The sequence below is a fragment of the Janthinobacterium sp. GW823-FHT01H08 genome (assembly GCF_058797855.1).
Map to the genome: position 1 here is coordinate 1,778,205 of NZ_CM179504.1, position 15,705 is coordinate 1,793,909.

The 15,705-nt window shown below is 66.2% G+C and carries 13 protein-coding genes; 4 read left to right on the top strand and 9 right to left on the bottom strand.

Annotated elements, in window-relative coordinates; genetic code table 11:
* Positions 1–90: 90 nt before the first annotated feature.
* From mltB to AC3RCG_RS07945, 4 genes are read right to left on the bottom strand one after another with little or no spacing between them, the layout of a single operon-like run.
* Positions 91–1,254 carry a lytic murein transglycosylase B gene (gene mltB / locus AC3RCG_RS07930; RefSeq protein WP_070219407.1) on the bottom strand — a complete coding sequence of 388 codons (1,164 nt, stop codon included), beginning with the start codon at positions 1,252–1,254 and terminating at the stop codon, positions 91–93.
* The gene (locus AC3RCG_RS07935) at positions 1,245–3,266 is read right to left on the bottom strand and encodes a transglutaminase TgpA family protein (protein WP_409026998.1); all 2,022 of its coding nucleotides are present in this window, start codon (positions 3,264–3,266) and stop codon (positions 1,245–1,247) included. Before AC3RCG_RS07935 ends, mltB begins: the two co-directional genes overlap by 10 nt.
* On the bottom strand, positions 3,263–4,249 hold the full coding sequence (locus AC3RCG_RS07940) for a DUF58 domain-containing protein (RefSeq protein ID WP_492403693.1): 987 nt from the start codon (positions 4,247–4,249) through the stop codon (positions 3,263–3,265). Before AC3RCG_RS07940 ends, AC3RCG_RS07935 begins: the two co-directional genes overlap by 4 nt.
* Positions 4,250–4,254: 5 nt before the next feature.
* A complete protein-coding gene (locus AC3RCG_RS07945) occupies positions 4,255–5,163 on the bottom strand; it encodes an AAA family ATPase (protein WP_070219410.1) in 909 nt (302 codons plus the stop codon).
* 217 nt (positions 5,164–5,380) lie between these two features.
* Between AC3RCG_RS07945 and AC3RCG_RS07950 the strand changes: the two genes are divergently transcribed.
* Entirely contained in the window at positions 5,381–6,307 is a 927-nt protein-coding gene (locus AC3RCG_RS07950) for a histone deacetylase family protein (RefSeq protein WP_070219411.1), read from the top strand.
* Between the two features lie 12 nt (positions 6,308–6,319).
* Here the strand turns inward: AC3RCG_RS07950 and AC3RCG_RS07955 are convergent, their stop codons facing one another.
* Positions 6,320–6,646: a hypothetical protein gene (locus AC3RCG_RS07955; protein WP_070219412.1), complete on the bottom strand. Its 327-nt coding sequence runs from the start codon at positions 6,644–6,646 to the stop codon at positions 6,320–6,322.
* Between the two features lie 158 nt (positions 6,647–6,804).
* Complete coding sequence (locus AC3RCG_RS07960; protein WP_492403689.1) at positions 6,805–7,602, bottom strand: hypothetical protein; 798 nt, start codon at positions 7,600–7,602, stop codon at positions 6,805–6,807.
* Positions 7,603–7,803: 201 nt separating this feature from the next.
* Between AC3RCG_RS07960 and ylqF the strand changes: the two genes are divergently transcribed.
* On the top strand, positions 7,804–8,751 hold the full coding sequence (gene ylqF / locus AC3RCG_RS07965; RefSeq protein ID WP_492403687.1) for a ribosome biogenesis GTPase YlqF: 948 nt from the start codon (positions 7,804–7,806) through the stop codon (positions 8,749–8,751).
* A 203-nt stretch (positions 8,752–8,954) separates the two neighbouring features.
* Here ylqF and AC3RCG_RS07970 read toward each other — a convergent pair whose 3' ends face one another.
* Positions 8,955–9,758, bottom strand: coding sequence for a DODA-type extradiol aromatic ring-opening family dioxygenase (locus AC3RCG_RS07970; RefSeq protein WP_492403685.1), 804 nt, complete (start codon positions 9,756–9,758; stop codon positions 8,955–8,957).
* Between the two features lie 112 nt (positions 9,759–9,870).
* Here AC3RCG_RS07970 and AC3RCG_RS07975 point away from each other — a divergent pair, with 112 nt between their 5' ends.
* Positions 9,871–10,761: a LysR family transcriptional regulator gene (locus tag AC3RCG_RS07975; RefSeq protein ID WP_492403683.1), complete on the top strand. Its 891-nt coding sequence runs from the start codon at positions 9,871–9,873 to the stop codon at positions 10,759–10,761.
* Here AC3RCG_RS07975 and AC3RCG_RS07980 read toward each other — a convergent pair whose 3' ends face one another.
* Both AC3RCG_RS07980 and AC3RCG_RS07985 read right to left on the bottom strand, forming a co-directional pair.
* Positions 10,762–11,646 (bottom strand): hypothetical protein, encoded by an 885-nt coding sequence (locus tag AC3RCG_RS07980; protein WP_492403682.1) that lies wholly within the window; start codon positions 11,644–11,646, stop codon positions 10,762–10,764.
* The gene (locus AC3RCG_RS07985; protein ID WP_492403680.1) at positions 11,643–13,895 is read right to left on the bottom strand and encodes a M1 family metallopeptidase; all 2,253 of its coding nucleotides are present in this window, start codon (positions 13,893–13,895) and stop codon (positions 11,643–11,645) included. Before AC3RCG_RS07985 ends, AC3RCG_RS07980 begins: the two co-directional genes overlap by 4 nt.
* 224 nt (positions 13,896–14,119) lie before the next feature.
* On the opposite strand from AC3RCG_RS07985, the gene AC3RCG_RS07990 reads away from it, so the two are divergent.
* A complete protein-coding gene (locus AC3RCG_RS07990) occupies positions 14,120–15,655 on the top strand; it encodes a TonB-dependent receptor domain-containing protein (protein ID WP_492403678.1) in 1,536 nt (511 codons plus the stop codon).
* Positions 15,656–15,705: the final 50 nt, after the last annotated feature.

The following is a 15,705-nucleotide window of genomic DNA, read 5'->3' on the forward strand; positions in this document are numbered from 1 at the left end:
ATCGGCCCCACCATAGACCTGTTTGCCGGTCGCTTCAACATCGCTTACGCTTTCTTACAAGTAATATTATAACTTTACACTGACTTTCGGTTAGCGTGCGCGCACTTGACTGATGGCCTTGCCCAGGTCAATCACTGACATGGCATAAAAATAACTTCTGTTGTACTGAGTTATAGCAAAGAAGTTATTGGTTGCCAAGTGATACTCAGTTGCTTCTGAACCATTTTGTAAATCGATCAAGCCAAACAACATGTTCTGGGGCGTGGCCACGACGGTACTCACGCCGGCTTCCTGCAATTCTCCCAGCCGGTATTTGGCTTGCAAGCCCTGGCCGACGAACTTTTCCCACGTGCGGCTGGCCGACACGGTGACGGGATACGTACTGATGGCCGGGTCGTCGCGCCGCCAGCCATGTTCGACGAGGAAATGCGCGACGCTGCCGATGGCGTCGGCCGTGGAATTACGCAGGTCGATATGGCCATCGCCATCGAAGTCCACCGCATATTTCATGATGCTGCTGGGCATGAATTGAGGCAGGCCGATGGCGCCCGCATACGAGCCGAGCAGGGTCAAGGGATCGATGCCATCCTTGCGCGCGTACAACAGCGCGTTTTCCAGTTCTCCCTTGAAAAATTCCATGCGCGCGGCGCGGGTCGGGCTGTCCGGATAGGAAAACGCCAGGGTCGTCAGCGCGTCGAGCACGCGGAAACGGCCCGTATTGCGTCCGTACACGGTTTCCACGCCGATGATGCCGACGATGATCTCGGCCGGCACGCCATATTCGCGCTCGGCGCGCGCCAGCGCTTCCGCATTCTCTTCCCAGAATTTCACGCCCGCATTGATGCGCACCGGCTCGATGAAGCGGGCGCTGTACGCTTGCCAGTTCTTCGGCTTGCCGGGCGGCGCCGGCTTCATCAGCTGCACGGTCGATTCGACATAGCGCACCTTGCCGATCAGGGTATCGAGTCCGGCGCGGTCAAAGCCATGCTTGGCGGACATGTCGTCGAGGAAGGCGCGTACTTCTTTCCAGTTGGCATAGTCGACAAACTCGCCTTCGAAGTCGAATTTTGCCGGTGCTTTCTTGGCTGTCGCCTTGGCGGGCGGGGCCTTGGCCGCGCGCACGGCGCGGGCGCGGTCGGCAGCGGAAATATGGCTGTTTTCGCCAGCGTGCGCGGTCGTCAGGCACAGGGGAAGGGAGAGGAGCAGGGACAGGGCGGAGGTTTTGATCGGTAACAAGGAGCGTCTCATCGGCATTGGGTTAACAGGCGGCGCAAGCTGCGCCGCGCGCGGAGTTGTTCGTCTGGGTGGGCATTACCATACTTCATCGCGGCATAGATTGCCAGAAACTGTGCGGTGGCGGCGTGCGCCTCTTGTGTGGCCTTGCCTGCGGCCAACCGTGCAGCATAACCGTGCGGACCTTCATGCGGCGCACGGCTGTAGCCGCGCCGCGCCTGCTGGCGGCAAAATTGTGCGTACAGGGCGTCGAGCGGATCGCCTTGCCGCGCCTGCCGCCACCAGACCAGACCACCGGCCACGGCGGACAGCACGGCCAGCACGGCGCAAGCGACTGCCAGCTGCTTCGCTGGCAAGTTTTTCAAGTGATCGAGCATGGCGCGCTGGCGCTGCGGCGTGGTGTCGAGTACCCAGCTGCTCCAGGCGTGCTCGGCCTGCTGCCATTGCTGGCGCCAGGCGGCAAGCGCCCCGTGCGCGCCGCCGTCGAGGCCGGCCAGGGCGCGCCACGCCGTCAGCGGCGACGGGGGCGGCGGCAGGGCGGCGTCAAGGTTGCGCTCCGTGCGCAGGGGCGCGACGGCGCCCGTGGGATCGATGCGCACCCAGCCCCGGCCCGCCAGCCACACTTCGCTCCAGGCGTGGGCGTCGGACTGGCGCACCGTCAGGCTGGCGCCGTCACTGTTGCGTGCGCCGCCCTGGTAACCGGTGACGACGCGCGCGGGAATGCCCATGGCGCGCATCAGCACGACAAAGCTGCCCGCGTAATGTTCGCAAAAGCCCGCCTGCGTGCGAAACAGGAAGTCGTCGACGCCATGCTTGCCCAGCAGCGGCGGCTGCAGGGTGTAGCGGAAGGGCGCGCGGCGGAAGTGCTCGAGCACGGCGGCGACGGCGTCGGCGGGCGCCAGCGCATGCGCGCCGCTGCCGCGCAGGGCACGGGCCCAGGCCACGCTGCGCGGATTGCTGCCTGCGGGCAAGGCCAGCCATGGCTGTTGCTGCGCGGCCGACAAGCCGGCCTGCAGCCGGTAGCGCGCTTGGGAACTGGCGCGGTAACGCACGGTCGAAGTAATGGGCTGTATGGTCAGCACTTCCAGCGCCGACGACACGACATACGGGTTACCGGGCAAGCGTTCGATGCTGCGCGGCACGTCAAGCGCGAAGATGCGCCGCTGGCCGCTCGCCTGCAAGGTGACTTCGTATTGGCTGGGCTGGCCTTGCAGCGCGATGTCGATGCGGCTGTCGCTGGCAGGCGCGCGCCCCTTTGCCCCCCTGCGCGTCCAGGTGGCGCCGTCGAAGTCGCCCAGCACCACGGCGCGCCAATACAGCTGGTCTTGCGGCGGGATCGGCGTGCTGAAACGGGCCGTAAAGACAGGGTCGCTTGACAGGGCCAGCGAGGCGATGGCGCCCGGCTGCATGCTGTCGGACAAGCCCGTGCGTGCCTGCGCGTCTTCTGGTGCGGCGCCCCACAGGGGGCCGTCGACGCGCGGCACGGCAAGAAACATGACGGCTGACAGGGGGACGGCCAGTGCCAGCATGCGCCCCAGCAAATTTAACCGTTGCGCCAGGCGGGGCTGCACGGTGCCGTACTGGGCCGACAGCAGGGCGGCCAGCAGGACGATGACGGTGGCCAGCATCCAGGCAGCGCTGAGGATGCCTTGCGTATGGAAAAAGTTCGCCAGCAAAAGGAAAAAACTGAGGAAGACGAAGACGAAGATGTCGCGCCGGCCATGCATTTCCAGCGATTTCAAGGCCAGCAGCAAGGCCAGCATGGCCACGCCGGGATCGCGTCCCAGCACGGTGCCATAGCTGGCGTAGACGCCGGCAATGCCGAGCAGGGCCAGCGGCGCAAGCAGGGTTAGCTGCGGCTGGCGCCTGCCCCGCACGGTAATGACGGCGCGCCACAGCAGCAGGGCGGCGCTTGCCATCGACAGCCATGGGGGCAGGTGCAGCGCGTGCGGCGCCAGCACCATGGCGGCCGCCAGCAACAGCAGCACAATGTCGGCTTTCTCGCGCGGCAAGCTGTTGAACCAGCGGATCATGTTGACTCCTTGCTGGGAGGTAAGTCGTGCAGGGCCAGCGCGCGCAGGCAGGCGTCGCGGTGGCTGGCGCCCAGGGCCGGCGCCAAGGTCAGCGCGCCCAGGCGCAAGCCATATGGCAAGCCCGTGCGTTCCGCCTGCAGCACCCAGGCGGCCAGGCGCGACAGGCGCGCTTCCGGCGCCAGCGCGTGCAGCGAGGCGTGCTCGAACACGATGCTGCCATGGGATGCGCCTGCCGGCGCGCCGGCGGCAGGCTGGAATTGCTTGCTGAATACGTGCTCGCCGTCGTGGCGGGCGATCTGGCGCCAGGCCAGGCGGTGCAAGGGATCGCCTGGCCGGTAGGCGCGCACGCCGGCCAGTTCCAGGGGGCCATCGGGCGAGTCTGGCTGCCGTGCCTGCTTTGCCGGCCGCACCGTGAAGGCAGGCAAGGGCAGCGGCGGCGCACCCTGTTCTGGCTGCGGATACACGAGCACGCGCGCCTCGGGCTGCCAGTGGCACCATGCCACAAACAGGCCCAGCGGAAAACTGCCGGACAGGCGCACGGAGGGCGCATCGAGCCAGCCGCGTTGCCGCGCCGTTACGACGATGCTGACGGCCGTTTCCCCGTGGGCGGCGATGTCGGCCAGGCTGGGTGCTGCCGCCACACCGCTGATGGCAAGGTGGATCGCATGGCGCGGGCGCGCGCTGCGGTTGATCAGGCGCAAGGTGAACGAGGCGTGGCTGCCCGCGAACACGGGGCTGCCCGGCGTGGCGGCCAAGGCCAGGCCCGCCAGGTTGCGGCTGGCAAACAGCATGTCGGCGATGGCGCAGGCGGCGGCGAAATACGTGAGCGCATAACCGAGGCCCAGGCGGTAATTGACGGCGGCGATCCACAGTGCCAGCAGCAGCGCGGCAAACGCCAGACCCGCGCGCGAAGGGCGGATGTGCACGCGCTGCGCGCCCAGCCAGGGACGCGCCGGCAGCCAAGAGATATTGCGCCAGCGCATGCCGCTCAGACGGGAATGCTCAACAGCATGTGCTGCAGCAGCGCGCGGCTATCCAGCGAGCCTTGCGCCGCATGCAGGCGGTGGGCGCAGACGGGCAGCAGCACGGCTTGCACATCGTCGGGCGTGACGTGGTCGCGTCCGGCCAGCGCGGCCCAGGCGCGCGCCGCCTGCAGCAGGGCCAGCGCGGCGCGCGGGCTCAGGCCATCGGCAAACACGCCCGGCGCGCGCGTGGCATGCACGAGGGCCAGCACGTAGTCGACGACGGCGGCCGAGGCGTGGATGGCGCGCAGGCCCGCTTGCGCCTGCAGCAATTCTTCCGCGTTCATGACGGCAGGCAAGGTGTGCAGCATGGCGCGGCGGTCGGCGCCCAGCAGCAGCGCCCTTTCCGCGGCCGCATCGGGGTAGCCCAGGGTGACGCACATGAGAAAACGGTCGAGCTGCGATTCTGGCAGGGGGAAGGTGCCCAGCTGGTGCGCGCAGTTCTGCGTGGCGATGACGAAAAACGGCTGCGGCAGCGCATGCGTGACGCCGTCGAGCGTCACTTGCCGCTCCTCCATCGCTTCGAGCAGGCCCGATTGCGTCTTCGGCGTGGCGCGGTTGATCTCGTCGGCCAGCAGCACTTGCGTGAACAGGGGGCCGGGATGAAAGAGGAAGCTGCCGCTGCCCCGGTCATACACGCTCATGCCGGCCACATCGGCGGGCAGCAGGTCGCTGGTGAATTGCTGGCGCTTCCATTGCAGGCCCAGCGAGATGGCCAGCGCATGGGCCAGGGTTGTCTTGCCCACGCCGGGCACGTCTTCGATCAGCAGGTGGCCGCCGGCCAGCACGCAGGCGAGGGCCTGGCGGATCTGCAAGTGTTTGCCGACGAGAACTTCGCCGATCTGCTGTGCGGCCTGGTGTATTTTCGAAAACATGCTATTTCTATCACAGTAAGTCGGATTATTTAATTTACAATCGCTTTGGCCAGGTCAAGTCGTGCCGCCCGCCCGTTGCGCGCACGTGGTAGATTAGAGAGGCAGCGACGGCGGCACAGACCAGCCAGTGATTTTATGCGAGAACGCGCAGGGCGAACAGGAATGCCATGCAGTGTTCCCGGAGAATGGACAGAGACAGAGGTAACCAGTACAGCGCATGAGCACAGCCATTTATACCCATCCCGATTGCCAGCGCCATGAAATGGGCGACTGGCACCCAGAATCACCGGCCCGCTTGCAGGCCATCAACGATCAATTGATCCTCGCGCACATCAGCGACCTGGTCGAGCACCGTGACGGCGTGCGCGCGCAATTGTCCGATATCGAGCGCAACCACAGTGCCACGGCCATCGGCCTGGTGCGCGACAATGTGCCGCAGGAAGGCGACTACTATCCGCTCGACGGCGACACCCTGCTCAACGCGCACAGCTATGAGGCGGCACTGGCTGCGGCCGGCTCGGCCGTGGCAGCCACGGATGCCGTCATCGATGGCGAGATCAGCAACGCCTTCTGCGCGATCCGCCCGCCCGGCCACCATGCGCGGCCCAGCGAACCGATGGGTTTCTGCCTGTTCAATAATGTCGCCATCGCCGCCAAGCATGCGCTCGACGTGCGTGGCCTCGAGCGCGTTGCCATCGTCGACTTTGACGTGCACCATGGCAATGGCACGGCCGAGTCCGTGGCGCACGACCCGCGCATCCTGATGGTGAGTTTTTTCCAGCACCCGTTCTATCCGTACAGCGATGTCGAATCCTACACCGACACGCGCGTCAACGTGCCCGTGCCGGCCCGCTCGAAGGGCGATGCCGTGCGCCAGCTGGTGCTCGACCACTGGCTGCCGGCGCTGCACCGGCAACAGCCGCAGATGATTTTCATTTCCGCCGGTTTCGATGCCCACCGCGAAGACGACGTGGGCGGCATGGGCCTGGTGGAGGCCGACTACACATGGATGACGCAGCAGATGATGGCCGTGGCCCATCAGTATGGCAAGGGCCGCATCGTCAGCTGTCTCGAAGGGGGCTACAACCTGTCGTCCCTGGGCCGCAGCGTGGCGGCGCACGTGAAGGCGCTGGCGGAACTGTAACGGCGCAGCGCACTACAGCAAGGTGGGACGGCGGCTGGAATGCGTGTGGCGGTGTGTCTGATAGTCGAGCGCGTCGCCGGCCATGAAGCGGCGCCATGCTTGCGTGTAGACGAGCGATGATTTATCCGCATCGAAACTGTCGAGCTGCAACATGTCGCGGTGGTGCTTGATTTCATTGACCAGTTGGTCATACAGCATTTGCAAGCCATAACTGTCGGCGCTCTGACGTTTCAAGCGCTCCTCGAGCTGCGCCACTTGCCCCTGCAGCTGCCGGCATTCCTTCTTCCAGTCATTGCGCGGCACGCGCTTGGGCGCCATGCCAGTGTGTTCCATCATCATATCGAGCTATCCCATCGCCTGTCTCCGTGCGCCTGTGCCAGCCAGTCCGGAAAACATTGCTTTTCATTTAAGAGGCGATATTAGAGCATACTTTTTTGTTTCTTTCAGTAAATATAAAAGTCCGCGTAGAAATATTTGACCCGGTTCCCGCGCGCGTATCACTGGCGCAGCGCCGCCTTCTTGGGTGGTGCCGGGGCGGCTTCCGCCATGTTGCCGTCATCGGCATACGTGAGGGTCAGCAGGGTATTGTCGTCCCAGCTCACGTCATGCAGCGGCGGCACGTAGCGCTGGCGGTCTTCCGTGATGCGGATGTCCAGCGTGCGCTCGCCCGAGCGCGCCTGCACGGCAAGCAGCTTGCGGAATACGGGAAAGGGCACGTGGATCAGCGACGAGTGGCAAGGCCCGCCCGCCAGACGGAACAGGTTGCGCCGCACAAACGGCAGGTCATCCTGCTCGACGGCCCAGCGGATTTCGCATTCCAGGCGCAAGTCGCCCAGGCGGCGCACGTTCTGGGGCAGGCCCGGCGTGTGAATGTCGGCGCGCCAGCGCACGGTGTCGCGTTTCTTGTTGCTGACCAGGTCGGCATTTGCATCGTAGGCGGTCTTGTCGCGCGTCAAGGTGAAACCGCCGTCCGCTGCCAGCGGCACGGGGATGGACAGATTGTCGGCCGACAGGTGCAGGGTCACGCCTTCGAGCCTGGCCTTCGGCGTGGCGGGGATCAGCATGAAGCGCAGCGGCGCGCCTGGCGCCAGGCGCTGGTGGTCGGCGTACGCGTCGAGTCCCTTGAGCATGGTGCGGTAGGGGCGCAGGTCGGGATCGCGCGTGCCTTGCACGTCGACAATCTGTTGTATTTCCTGGTTCGCTGCGTCGCCTGGCGCCGCCGCTTGTTCCTGGGCCATGGCGGGCAGCAGACAGGCGCAAAGGGGGACGAGGAGGAAAAAACGGGGAAGATGCATGGAATGCGTGCCAGGTTGTACTTGCAATGTGGAAACCGGCCAGGCTGGACGGACTGCGGATCTTATCATTCGTGTAACTGCCAAATTATCACCAATTGTCTCGTTCGCGTCGCACGGCTGGCGCTGGCGGCGGAAAATGGGACGTCGCGGCGGCAACCACGTAAAATAGCGGATTGACCGAACGATTTTGAAAGCAAGAGCATGGCGATACAATGGTACCCAGGACACATGAACGCGGCCCGCAAGAAAGCGGCCGAAACCATGGAAAACACCGATCTGGTGATTGAAGTGGTGGACGCGCGCCTGCCGGCAGCCAGCTGCAATCCCATGGTGGACGAGCTGCGCCTGTTCCGCCAGCGCCCTTGCCTGAAAATCCTCAACAAGACAGACCTGGCCGATCCTGCCGCAACTAGCGCCTGGGTCGCGTACTTCAATGCCCAGGAAGGCGTGACCGCGTATGCGATGACGACCAAGAAGCCGGGCGATGTGGCGCGCATTCCTGACCTGGCCAAGTCGCTGGCGCCGCACCGCGGCGTGCCGACCAAGCCGCTGCGCATCATGATCATGGGTATTCCCAACGTGGGCAAGTCGACGCTGATGAACGCGCTGCTGAAAAAGCGCGTGGCCAAGGTGGGCGACGAGCCGGCCGTGACGAAAATGCAGCAAAAGCTGTACCTGGACAAGAACACCATTCTCGTCGACACGCCAGGCATGCTGTGGCCGAAGATCGCCATCCCCAGCGACGGCCTGATGCTGGCGGCCAGCCACGCCATCGGCTCGAACGCGCTGATCGAAGAGGAAGTGGCCGTGTTCCTGGCCGAGGAATTGCTCAAGCGCTACCCGGACTTGCTGGCAACCCGCTACGGCACCAAGATCGGCGAAGTCGACGCCATCGGCGTGGTCGAAGGCATCGCCGCCAAGCGCGGCTTCCGCATCAAGGGCGGCGACTACGATTTCGAGAAAGCGTCGCATACCCTGCTGCTCGACTACCGCAGCGGCATCCTGGGCCGCATCTCGCTGGAAACGCCGGACACGCGCGCGGCCCTGATGGCCCAGCATGCGGCCGAGATGGCGGAAAAAGCGGCGAAGGCGGCGGAAATTGCCGCTGAAAAGGCGAAAAATGCGGCGCGGGGCAAGCGCGGCACGTAATGAAACAAAAGCCGCTAGCTAGCGGCTTTTTTAAATTCTGGGGTCAGACCCCCGGTGACGTAGGCGTCGAACCTGCCGTTGGCGGTGTTGCGGGACTCGGCGTCCCCGTCTGACCCCGGCTTCCGGTGTCTCTGTCTGAACCCAGCTCTTACAAAAAGCGCCGCGACATTGCTGTCGCGGCGCTTTTTTTCTGTGCTGGCGGATTATCCGAACCTGAAACTGGTCACCGCCAGCGCCCCAAAGAAATCCTCTTCGTGGTAGACGACGTGCGCCGCTTCCTGCTCGGCCGCGCCGAGCGCCACCATCAGCGGCAGCAGATGGTCTTCCTGCGGATGGGCCTGGCGCGCGCCGGGCGCCCGGTCCCAGGCCAGCAACTGTTCCAGCCGTTGTGCCGGCGGCAAGGCCATCGTCTGGCGCAGCCAGGCGTCGAACTGGTGCGAGGCGACGGCGCCCGCCTGGCCGAACTGGCGCAGGTTGTGATAACTGAGGCCACTGCCCAGTATCAGTACGCCCTGCCGGCGCAGGCCGGCCAGCGCGCGGCCCACCTCGACGTGCGTGAGCGGGTCGTAGCCGTGCTTGAGCGACAGCTGCACCAGCGGTACGTCCGCCTGCGGGTAGATGGGAAACAGGGCGCTGAAGGTGCCGTGGTCGAAACCGCGCTCGTGGTCCAGGCGCGCCGGATGGCCGGCCGCGTCCAGCAACTGTTTTACCTGCGCCGCCAGCTCCGGCGCGCCAGGCGCCGGGTACTGGATTTGATAGGTGTGCGGCGGAAAACCCGAATAATCGTAGATCATGCCCGGCTGCGGGCTGGCCGAGACGAGAAACTGCGGCCCTTCCCAGTGCGCCGTCACCACCAGCACGGCTTTCGGGCGCGCGCCGATCTGGCGCGGGATGTCCTGCAGCGATGCTTCCAGCACGTCGTAGCGGCCGCCGAACTGCTCCTTCATGAAGGGCCACGGGCCACCGCCGTGCGACAGGAAGTAGGTGGGGAAGGTGTGCTCTTGCATGGGGGCTCCGGAGTGGAATGACTGATGCTATCGATGATAGTCATGCGCGGTCAGTTGATCAAGATCGCTATTATTGATATATCATTTCCATTTTGTTGATGATTGGGCAGTCATGGATACCTTGCGCAGCATGCGCGTGTTTCGCGCCGTGGTGGAACTGGACAGTTTCGTGCGGGCCAGCGAGCGCCTCGATCTGTCGCCGGCCATGGTCAGCAAGCACGTGATGCACCTGGAACGCCACCTGGGCGCGCGCCTGCTGAACCGCAGCAGCCGCCACCTGAGCCTGACGGAAATCGGCAAGGTGTATTTTGAACAGTGCCGCGACATGCTCGACAACCTCGACGAAGTGGAAGCGACGGTAGGCCGCACGACGGTGGTGCCGCGCGGCATGCTGCGCCTGAGTGCCCCTGTCTGGTTCGCCAACGCCATCTTTACGCGCACCCTGGTGGCTTACCGCGAGCGCTTCCCGGAAGTCACGTTCGACATCGATTTGAGCGGGAGAGTGGTCAACCTGGTGGAAGAAGGTTTCGACCTGGCCCTGCGCGTGAGCCAGGCGCCGTCGCCGGCCCTGATCGCGCGGCCCATCGGCAGCATTGCCTTTCACCTGGTGGCCGCGCCCGCCTACCTGGCGCGCGCGGGCCGGCCGCAGCTGCCGCAAGACCTCACGCAGCACGCCATGATCAGCTATTCCTTGTTGGCGAACGGCAATGAGCTGGCCTTCGACGGGCCGCAGGGACGCGAGACGGTGAAGTTTACGCCCGTGCTGCAATGCAATAACGAAAGCCTGCTGCACGCGGCCGCGCTCGACGGCATGGGCATCGCCCTGCTGCCGTCGTGGCAAACGGATGACGACCTGGCGGCGGGGCGGCTGGTGCGCCTCTTCGACGATTTCAAGCTGGCGGGCGGCAAGGTGTACGCCGTCTATACGAGCCGCCGCTACCTGTCCTCGAAGGTGCGCACCTTCATCGACTTCCTCGCCGATGAAGGGCGCCTGAGGGCCTGACTAGGCGATTGAACACCTGACGTTGATCAGGGCGAACAGGCGCGCGCTGCGCATCCACGCCAGCGTCAGCGCCGCCAGCTGCGTCGCCAGCAAGCTGGCCGCGATGGCCAGCGGACCGGGGCCGGCCAGGTTCAGCCGTGCCACGCCCAGCAGCGCATACAGGGCCAATCCCAGCACGGTGATGACGAGGTAGATGGCCAGGCAGGCCAGCGGACGCCGGCGCAGCATGCCCAGACCCCGCCACCAGGCCTTGACGGCCGACGTGCGGCGCCGGTCGACGGCCAGCGCCGCGCGGCCCGCGTCGAGCGTGGCGCAGGCCAGCAGGAACAGCACGCCCGCGAGCAGCAAGGCCAAGTGACGGGCCAGGTCGGCGTCGGCTTCCAGGATGGCTGTCGCCGCATGCTTGTTGGCCAGTTTCAGTGCGCCGGCGCCGATCGCCAGCGCCACGCCCAGCGGCACGATGCTCCACAACAGCATGCGCAGCATACGGCCGTATTCGCTGAAGGCGCCCGTCAGCAGGGCACCGAAGCCGGGCGGCGCAGGCGCGCGCGCGGCCGTCACCACCAGGCCGCTCAGCAGCGGCGACAGCAGCAGGGTCAGGCCGATGGCGGCGATGGCGGCCTGGCTGATGGCGGCCCCGTTGCGGCTGGCATTGGCGGCCAGGTCGGCCACCGTCATCAGGTCGAGCCGCTGTGCCAGCGCTGCCGCATGCACGGTCTGATCGAGGCTGGCGCTCAAGGTGCGCCAGACGGGAATGACGGCAACGATGGTCGGGATCAGCAGCAGGCCGGCCCACAGCAGCAGCAAGCGCCATTGCAGGGCGGCGCGGCTGGCGCGCATGGTCAGGGTCAGGCCGCCGGCCCGTGTGGTGGAAGTGGCGCTCATACGATGGCGATCAGGGAAAGGAGGTATTGGAAGGCGGCGGCGATGTCGAGGCTCCAGCGCCGCGCGGCGGACGTGTCGGCTTTCAGGGTGCGGCTGTCATCGAGCTTGTTGACGTCGAGGTAGTGCACGCGGTCGGGATCGAGTTCGGCAGAGATGGCCTTCACGGGCTTGCTCCAGGTGTAGCGCTGCCACAGCTGCCCGTTGTCCCACACCATGCGTTCGGAGCTGCCGTCGGCGAATTTCACCAGCAGCACCTGCGGCACGGGCGCGCCGCGGCGGCGCAGCACCACGCTGGTCAGATAGGGATAGGGCCCGGTGCCGGGCTTGGCGTCCGGGTGCGCCTTGTCCCATGTCGCGCGCACCTTGTCCTCTTCTTTTTCCAGCGCCTCGGGCGTGCGTTCCACGCGCTTGCCGTTCACCAGCGCCAGGCCGGCCAGCGGCGTCTGCTCTTCGCTGGTGAAGCTGCCGATGCGGTCGTCGATATTCGCGCTGGCATGGACTTGCTGCGCGAAGACCTGTTCCACGATGCGCCGCTGGCCCGTCGCATCGGCCAGCGCTTCGCGCAGGTCGGCCACGCTGGGGTGGCGGAATTTCCACTGTTCGTAATAGGCCTTGAAGCCCCGTTCCATGGCCTCGCTGCCGATGCGCGCTTCCAGGTCGCGCAGGGTGGTGGCCGTGCGGCTGTAGACGGGCCCCACGCCCTGCAGGCGGTCCCACGTATTCTGGCCCAGCGGGTCGGCCGCATCCTGGCGTGGCGCGGCCATGCGTTCGGCCTCGAAGACCTTGAAGGCGGGAGCGAAGCCCAGGCGCTTGAGCAGGGGCGTGGTGGCGTGGATGTCCTGGCCGCGCGCGCGCAGCATGCGCTGGTCCCAGTACTCGTTCAAGCCTTCGTCGAGGATCGGTTCCTCGAATTCGTTCGAGGCCAGGATGCCGTAAAAATATCCATGGCCGAATTCGTGGATGGTGACGAAGTCGAGGCCGAATCCGGCGAGGGTCTTCGGCTGCAGGCTGGCGAAGCTCGAGGCCGTGATGAAGGTCGGGTATTCCATGCCGCCCGCTTCGGCCGCATTGAACGGCGGGATCACCACCGTCAGGGTCTTGTACGGATACGGGCCCAGGGTACGCGAGAAATATGTCAGCGAGTCTTTCGCCGCCTGCAGCGCGGGGGCCGCGTTCGACGCATACTCGGGCGGGTACAGCACCTTGATGGCCACGGGCGGGCTGCCAGGGGCGCTCCAGCTGCCCGTCAATGGCGCTGCGCTGCGCTTGTCGGCCGTCCAGGCGAAATCGTGCACGTCGCCCTGCACATAGTGGTGCGTGAGCATGCCGTTTTTCTCCTGCGGCGCGCCCTGCAATTCACCGGTGGCGCCCACCGTGTACTCCCTGGGCACGGTCAGCTTCACGTCGTAGCGGCCGAAGTCGGCGTAGAACTCCGAATTGAGGTGAAATTCATGCGCGTTCCAGCGCGGCGCGGTGGCGCCCCGTTCGCCGGGCAGTTCCAGCACGGCGATCTTCGGGAACCACTGGCCCACCAGATGGAAGCTGCCGAAATAGCCGGTGCGCGCGATGACGCGCGGCAGCTGGTCGAAGAAGCGCATGTCGAGCGTCGTCTCGGCGCCCGGCGCGACGGCCTGCGGCAAGTCGACGCGCACCACGGTGCGGTCGGTGGCCGGGCCGTTGTCGGGCTGGACGAAATGCCAGGGCGCCGTGGCGCCGTTCTGCGTCATGCTGCGCAGTTCCATGTAGCCCCACTCGCCGTCGCGCGTGCCGACGCCCGAGCGAAAGCCCGTATCGAACTTGCGCTTCTCGGTAAAGAAGGTCGAATGCTCGCCCTCGAAGGCGTTCAGGTACAGGTGCAGGTACACGCTGCTGACGGCTTGCGCGCTGCGGTTGCGCCAGCGCAGTTTCTGCTGGCCGTCTATCGTGTGCTTGACGGGATCGAGCGTCGCTTCGATCTGGTAGTCGACCACGCGGTCCGACAGGGTCGCTTGCGCGCCCGTGTGCGCGCCGCCCCAGGCGTTGCTGGCGCTGGGCGTGGTGACGGCGGCCGCATGCGGCGAGGCGAGGGCGATGCCGTCGGCCGACGGCGCCGGCGGCATGGGTGCGCTGGCCGGCTTGCCCTGGTCCGGCTGGGCGAACAGCTCGGCCTGCAGGGCCAGGCCGGCCAGCAGCAGGGCGGCGATGGCAAGGGCTTTGAACTTGCCCGCGAGGGGGACAATGCGGCGGCGCGGCGTGCTACGACTTTCCATGCGTGACTCCCACAGTGACTTGTTGATTTTCAAATGCAGTCGGCTGCGCCCAGGATCGCCGGGCGCTCGTTAATATACCTGTAAAAATTACAAATAAGCAATGGATTATGCTGGCGAGCCCAGCTCGCTGTTGCGGCGCCGCGCGCCGTGCGTATAATGATTCGCTTTTGCCATCCTCCTACTACCGTGCGTTCGCGCCCAGGTAGCGCACCCAGCTTTCCGCCATGATGCCTGCCCCTTCCGCCCTGACCATCGCCGCGCGCATCTTGCTGTTGTGCACCCTGGCCATGCCGGCGCGCGCACAGGACGGCGCGGATGGTGGCGTGGACGGCGTCACGCACGGCGACTTGTCCGCCGAACTGGCGCAGGGCGGCCAGCACAGCATGCGCGGCGCCCTGTCGCGCGACCAGGGCGGCATGTCGCTCGACGTGGCCATCGACGGCCTGCGTAACGGCAATTACCGCGATGGCAGCGTGTTTCACCAGCGCGGCTTCAACGGCGGCGCGGAATGGAAGCTGCGCCAGGGCCGCTTCGGCTTCAGCGCCGACCAGCTGAAGCAGGACACCCGCTATCCCGCGCCCGAAGCACCGTTCCTGTCCTTGCTGGCGGCCCGCCCGGAAGACCTGTACCGCTATGAGGTGCGGCGCGCCAGCGCCTTCGTGCAGCGCTATGTGGGCAGTTTCGAGCTGGGCGTGGAACTGTCGCAGCGGGAAAAGCGCGCCACGGCCCACTATGCGGGCGAGGACGGCAGCATCGAATCGACGTACAGCAGCCGCCGCCGCCAGCTGGCGCCGCGCCTGCGCCATTACGGCAAGGTGGCTGGCGTGGGCACGGACACGGAAGTGGGCCTGGACCTGATGCAGTGGCAGCGGCGCTCGGGCCGCGCGGGCGATGCGCAGCGGCGCCAGTACTCGCGCGCGCTGTTGCTGCGCGAAGAGCTGGCCTTCGGCGGCCTGTATGCGCCGCGCCTGCTGCTGGGGCTGCGGCATGAACAGTTCCAGCTCGACCCGGCCGACATGCCCGCCGGCGGCAGCGACTGGGAAAACCAGAATGCGTGGGACTTGCAGGGCAGCCTGCAGCTGCGCCCGCAGCTGAGCGTGTACGCCAGGGCCGCGCGCAGCTACCGCATCGATGACGATGGCTATACCCGCGCCGGCTACCGTCCCCTGGCGGGGCAGCTGCGGCGCGAAATGGAAGTGGGCGCCACCTACGGCGACGCGGCGCGTAGCGCTTCCCTGCGCGTGTTCAGCGAGCGCCTGAGCAACCAGATCGTCTTCGACCAGAACCTGGGCCAGCTGGGCTTTGCGGGCAACCTCGATCCCTCGCGCCGCGCAGGCATCGCCATCGAGGCCGGCATGGCGCTGGCGCGCGACTGGCGCTTCGACGCTCAGCTGCGCCAAGTGCATGCGCGCTATGACGATTACGCCTATGACGGCCCGGACATCGCGCTCGTGCCGAAAACCCTGGCGAGCCTGCGCCTGTACTGGACGGGGCAGGGCGGCGTCAGTGCCGACGTAGGCGTGCAATGGCTGCGCGCCCTGCGCTACGGCCCCGATTTCGCCGGCAGCTGCCTGGCGCAAGTGCCCGCGTTCGCCACCGTGGACGGGCGCTATGTGCGCAAGCTGGGCGCCTGGGAGCTGGAGCTGGCCGGCAGCAACCTGGCCAACCGCCGCCATTACGGCGATGCGCCGGGTTGCCGCTCCAGCATTTACCTCAATGATGCGCGCCAGTTGCGCGTGGCCGCGCGCTACCATTTCTGAGGCAGCGGCACGGCGGCGCTTAAGAGCGGCTTAATCGGGCGCAAACGGAG

Excerpts from the sequence above, each read along its gene's own strand:
- mltB (WP_070219407.1), bottom strand. The coding sequence starts at position 1,254 with ATGCCGATGAGACGCTCCTTGTTACCGATCAAAACCTCCGCCCTGTCC.
- AC3RCG_RS07935 (WP_409026998.1), bottom strand. The coding sequence starts at position 3,266 with ATGATCCGCTGGTTCAACAGCTTGCCGCGCGAGAAAGCCGACATTGTG.
- AC3RCG_RS07940 (WP_492403693.1), bottom strand. The coding sequence starts at position 4,249 with ATGCGCTGGCGCAATATCTCTTGGCTGCCGGCGCGTCCCTGGCTGGGC.
- AC3RCG_RS07945 (WP_070219410.1), bottom strand. The coding sequence starts at position 5,163 with ATGTTTTCGAAAATACACCAGGCCGCACAGCAGATCGGCGAAGTTCTC.
- AC3RCG_RS07950 (WP_070219411.1), top strand. The coding sequence starts at position 5,381 with ATGAGCACAGCCATTTATACCCATCCCGATTGCCAGCGCCATGAAATG.
- AC3RCG_RS07955 (WP_070219412.1), bottom strand. The coding sequence starts at position 6,646 with ATGATGATGGAACACACTGGCATGGCGCCCAAGCGCGTGCCGCGCAAT.
- AC3RCG_RS07960 (WP_492403689.1), bottom strand. The coding sequence starts at position 7,602 with ATGCATCTTCCCCGTTTTTTCCTCCTCGTCCCCCTTTGCGCCTGTCTG.
- ylqF (WP_492403687.1), top strand. The coding sequence starts at position 7,804 with ATGGCGATACAATGGTACCCAGGACACATGAACGCGGCCCGCAAGAAA.
- AC3RCG_RS07970 (WP_492403685.1), bottom strand. The coding sequence starts at position 9,758 with ATGCAAGAGCACACCTTCCCCACCTACTTCCTGTCGCACGGCGGTGGC.
- AC3RCG_RS07975 (WP_492403683.1), top strand. The coding sequence starts at position 9,871 with ATGGATACCTTGCGCAGCATGCGCGTGTTTCGCGCCGTGGTGGAACTG.
- AC3RCG_RS07980 (WP_492403682.1), bottom strand. The coding sequence starts at position 11,646 with ATGAGCGCCACTTCCACCACACGGGCCGGCGGCCTGACCCTGACCATG.
- AC3RCG_RS07985 (WP_492403680.1), bottom strand. The coding sequence starts at position 13,895 with ATGGAAAGTCGTAGCACGCCGCGCCGCCGCATTGTCCCCCTCGCGGGC.
- AC3RCG_RS07990 (WP_492403678.1), top strand. The coding sequence starts at position 14,120 with ATGATGCCTGCCCCTTCCGCCCTGACCATCGCCGCGCGCATCTTGCTG.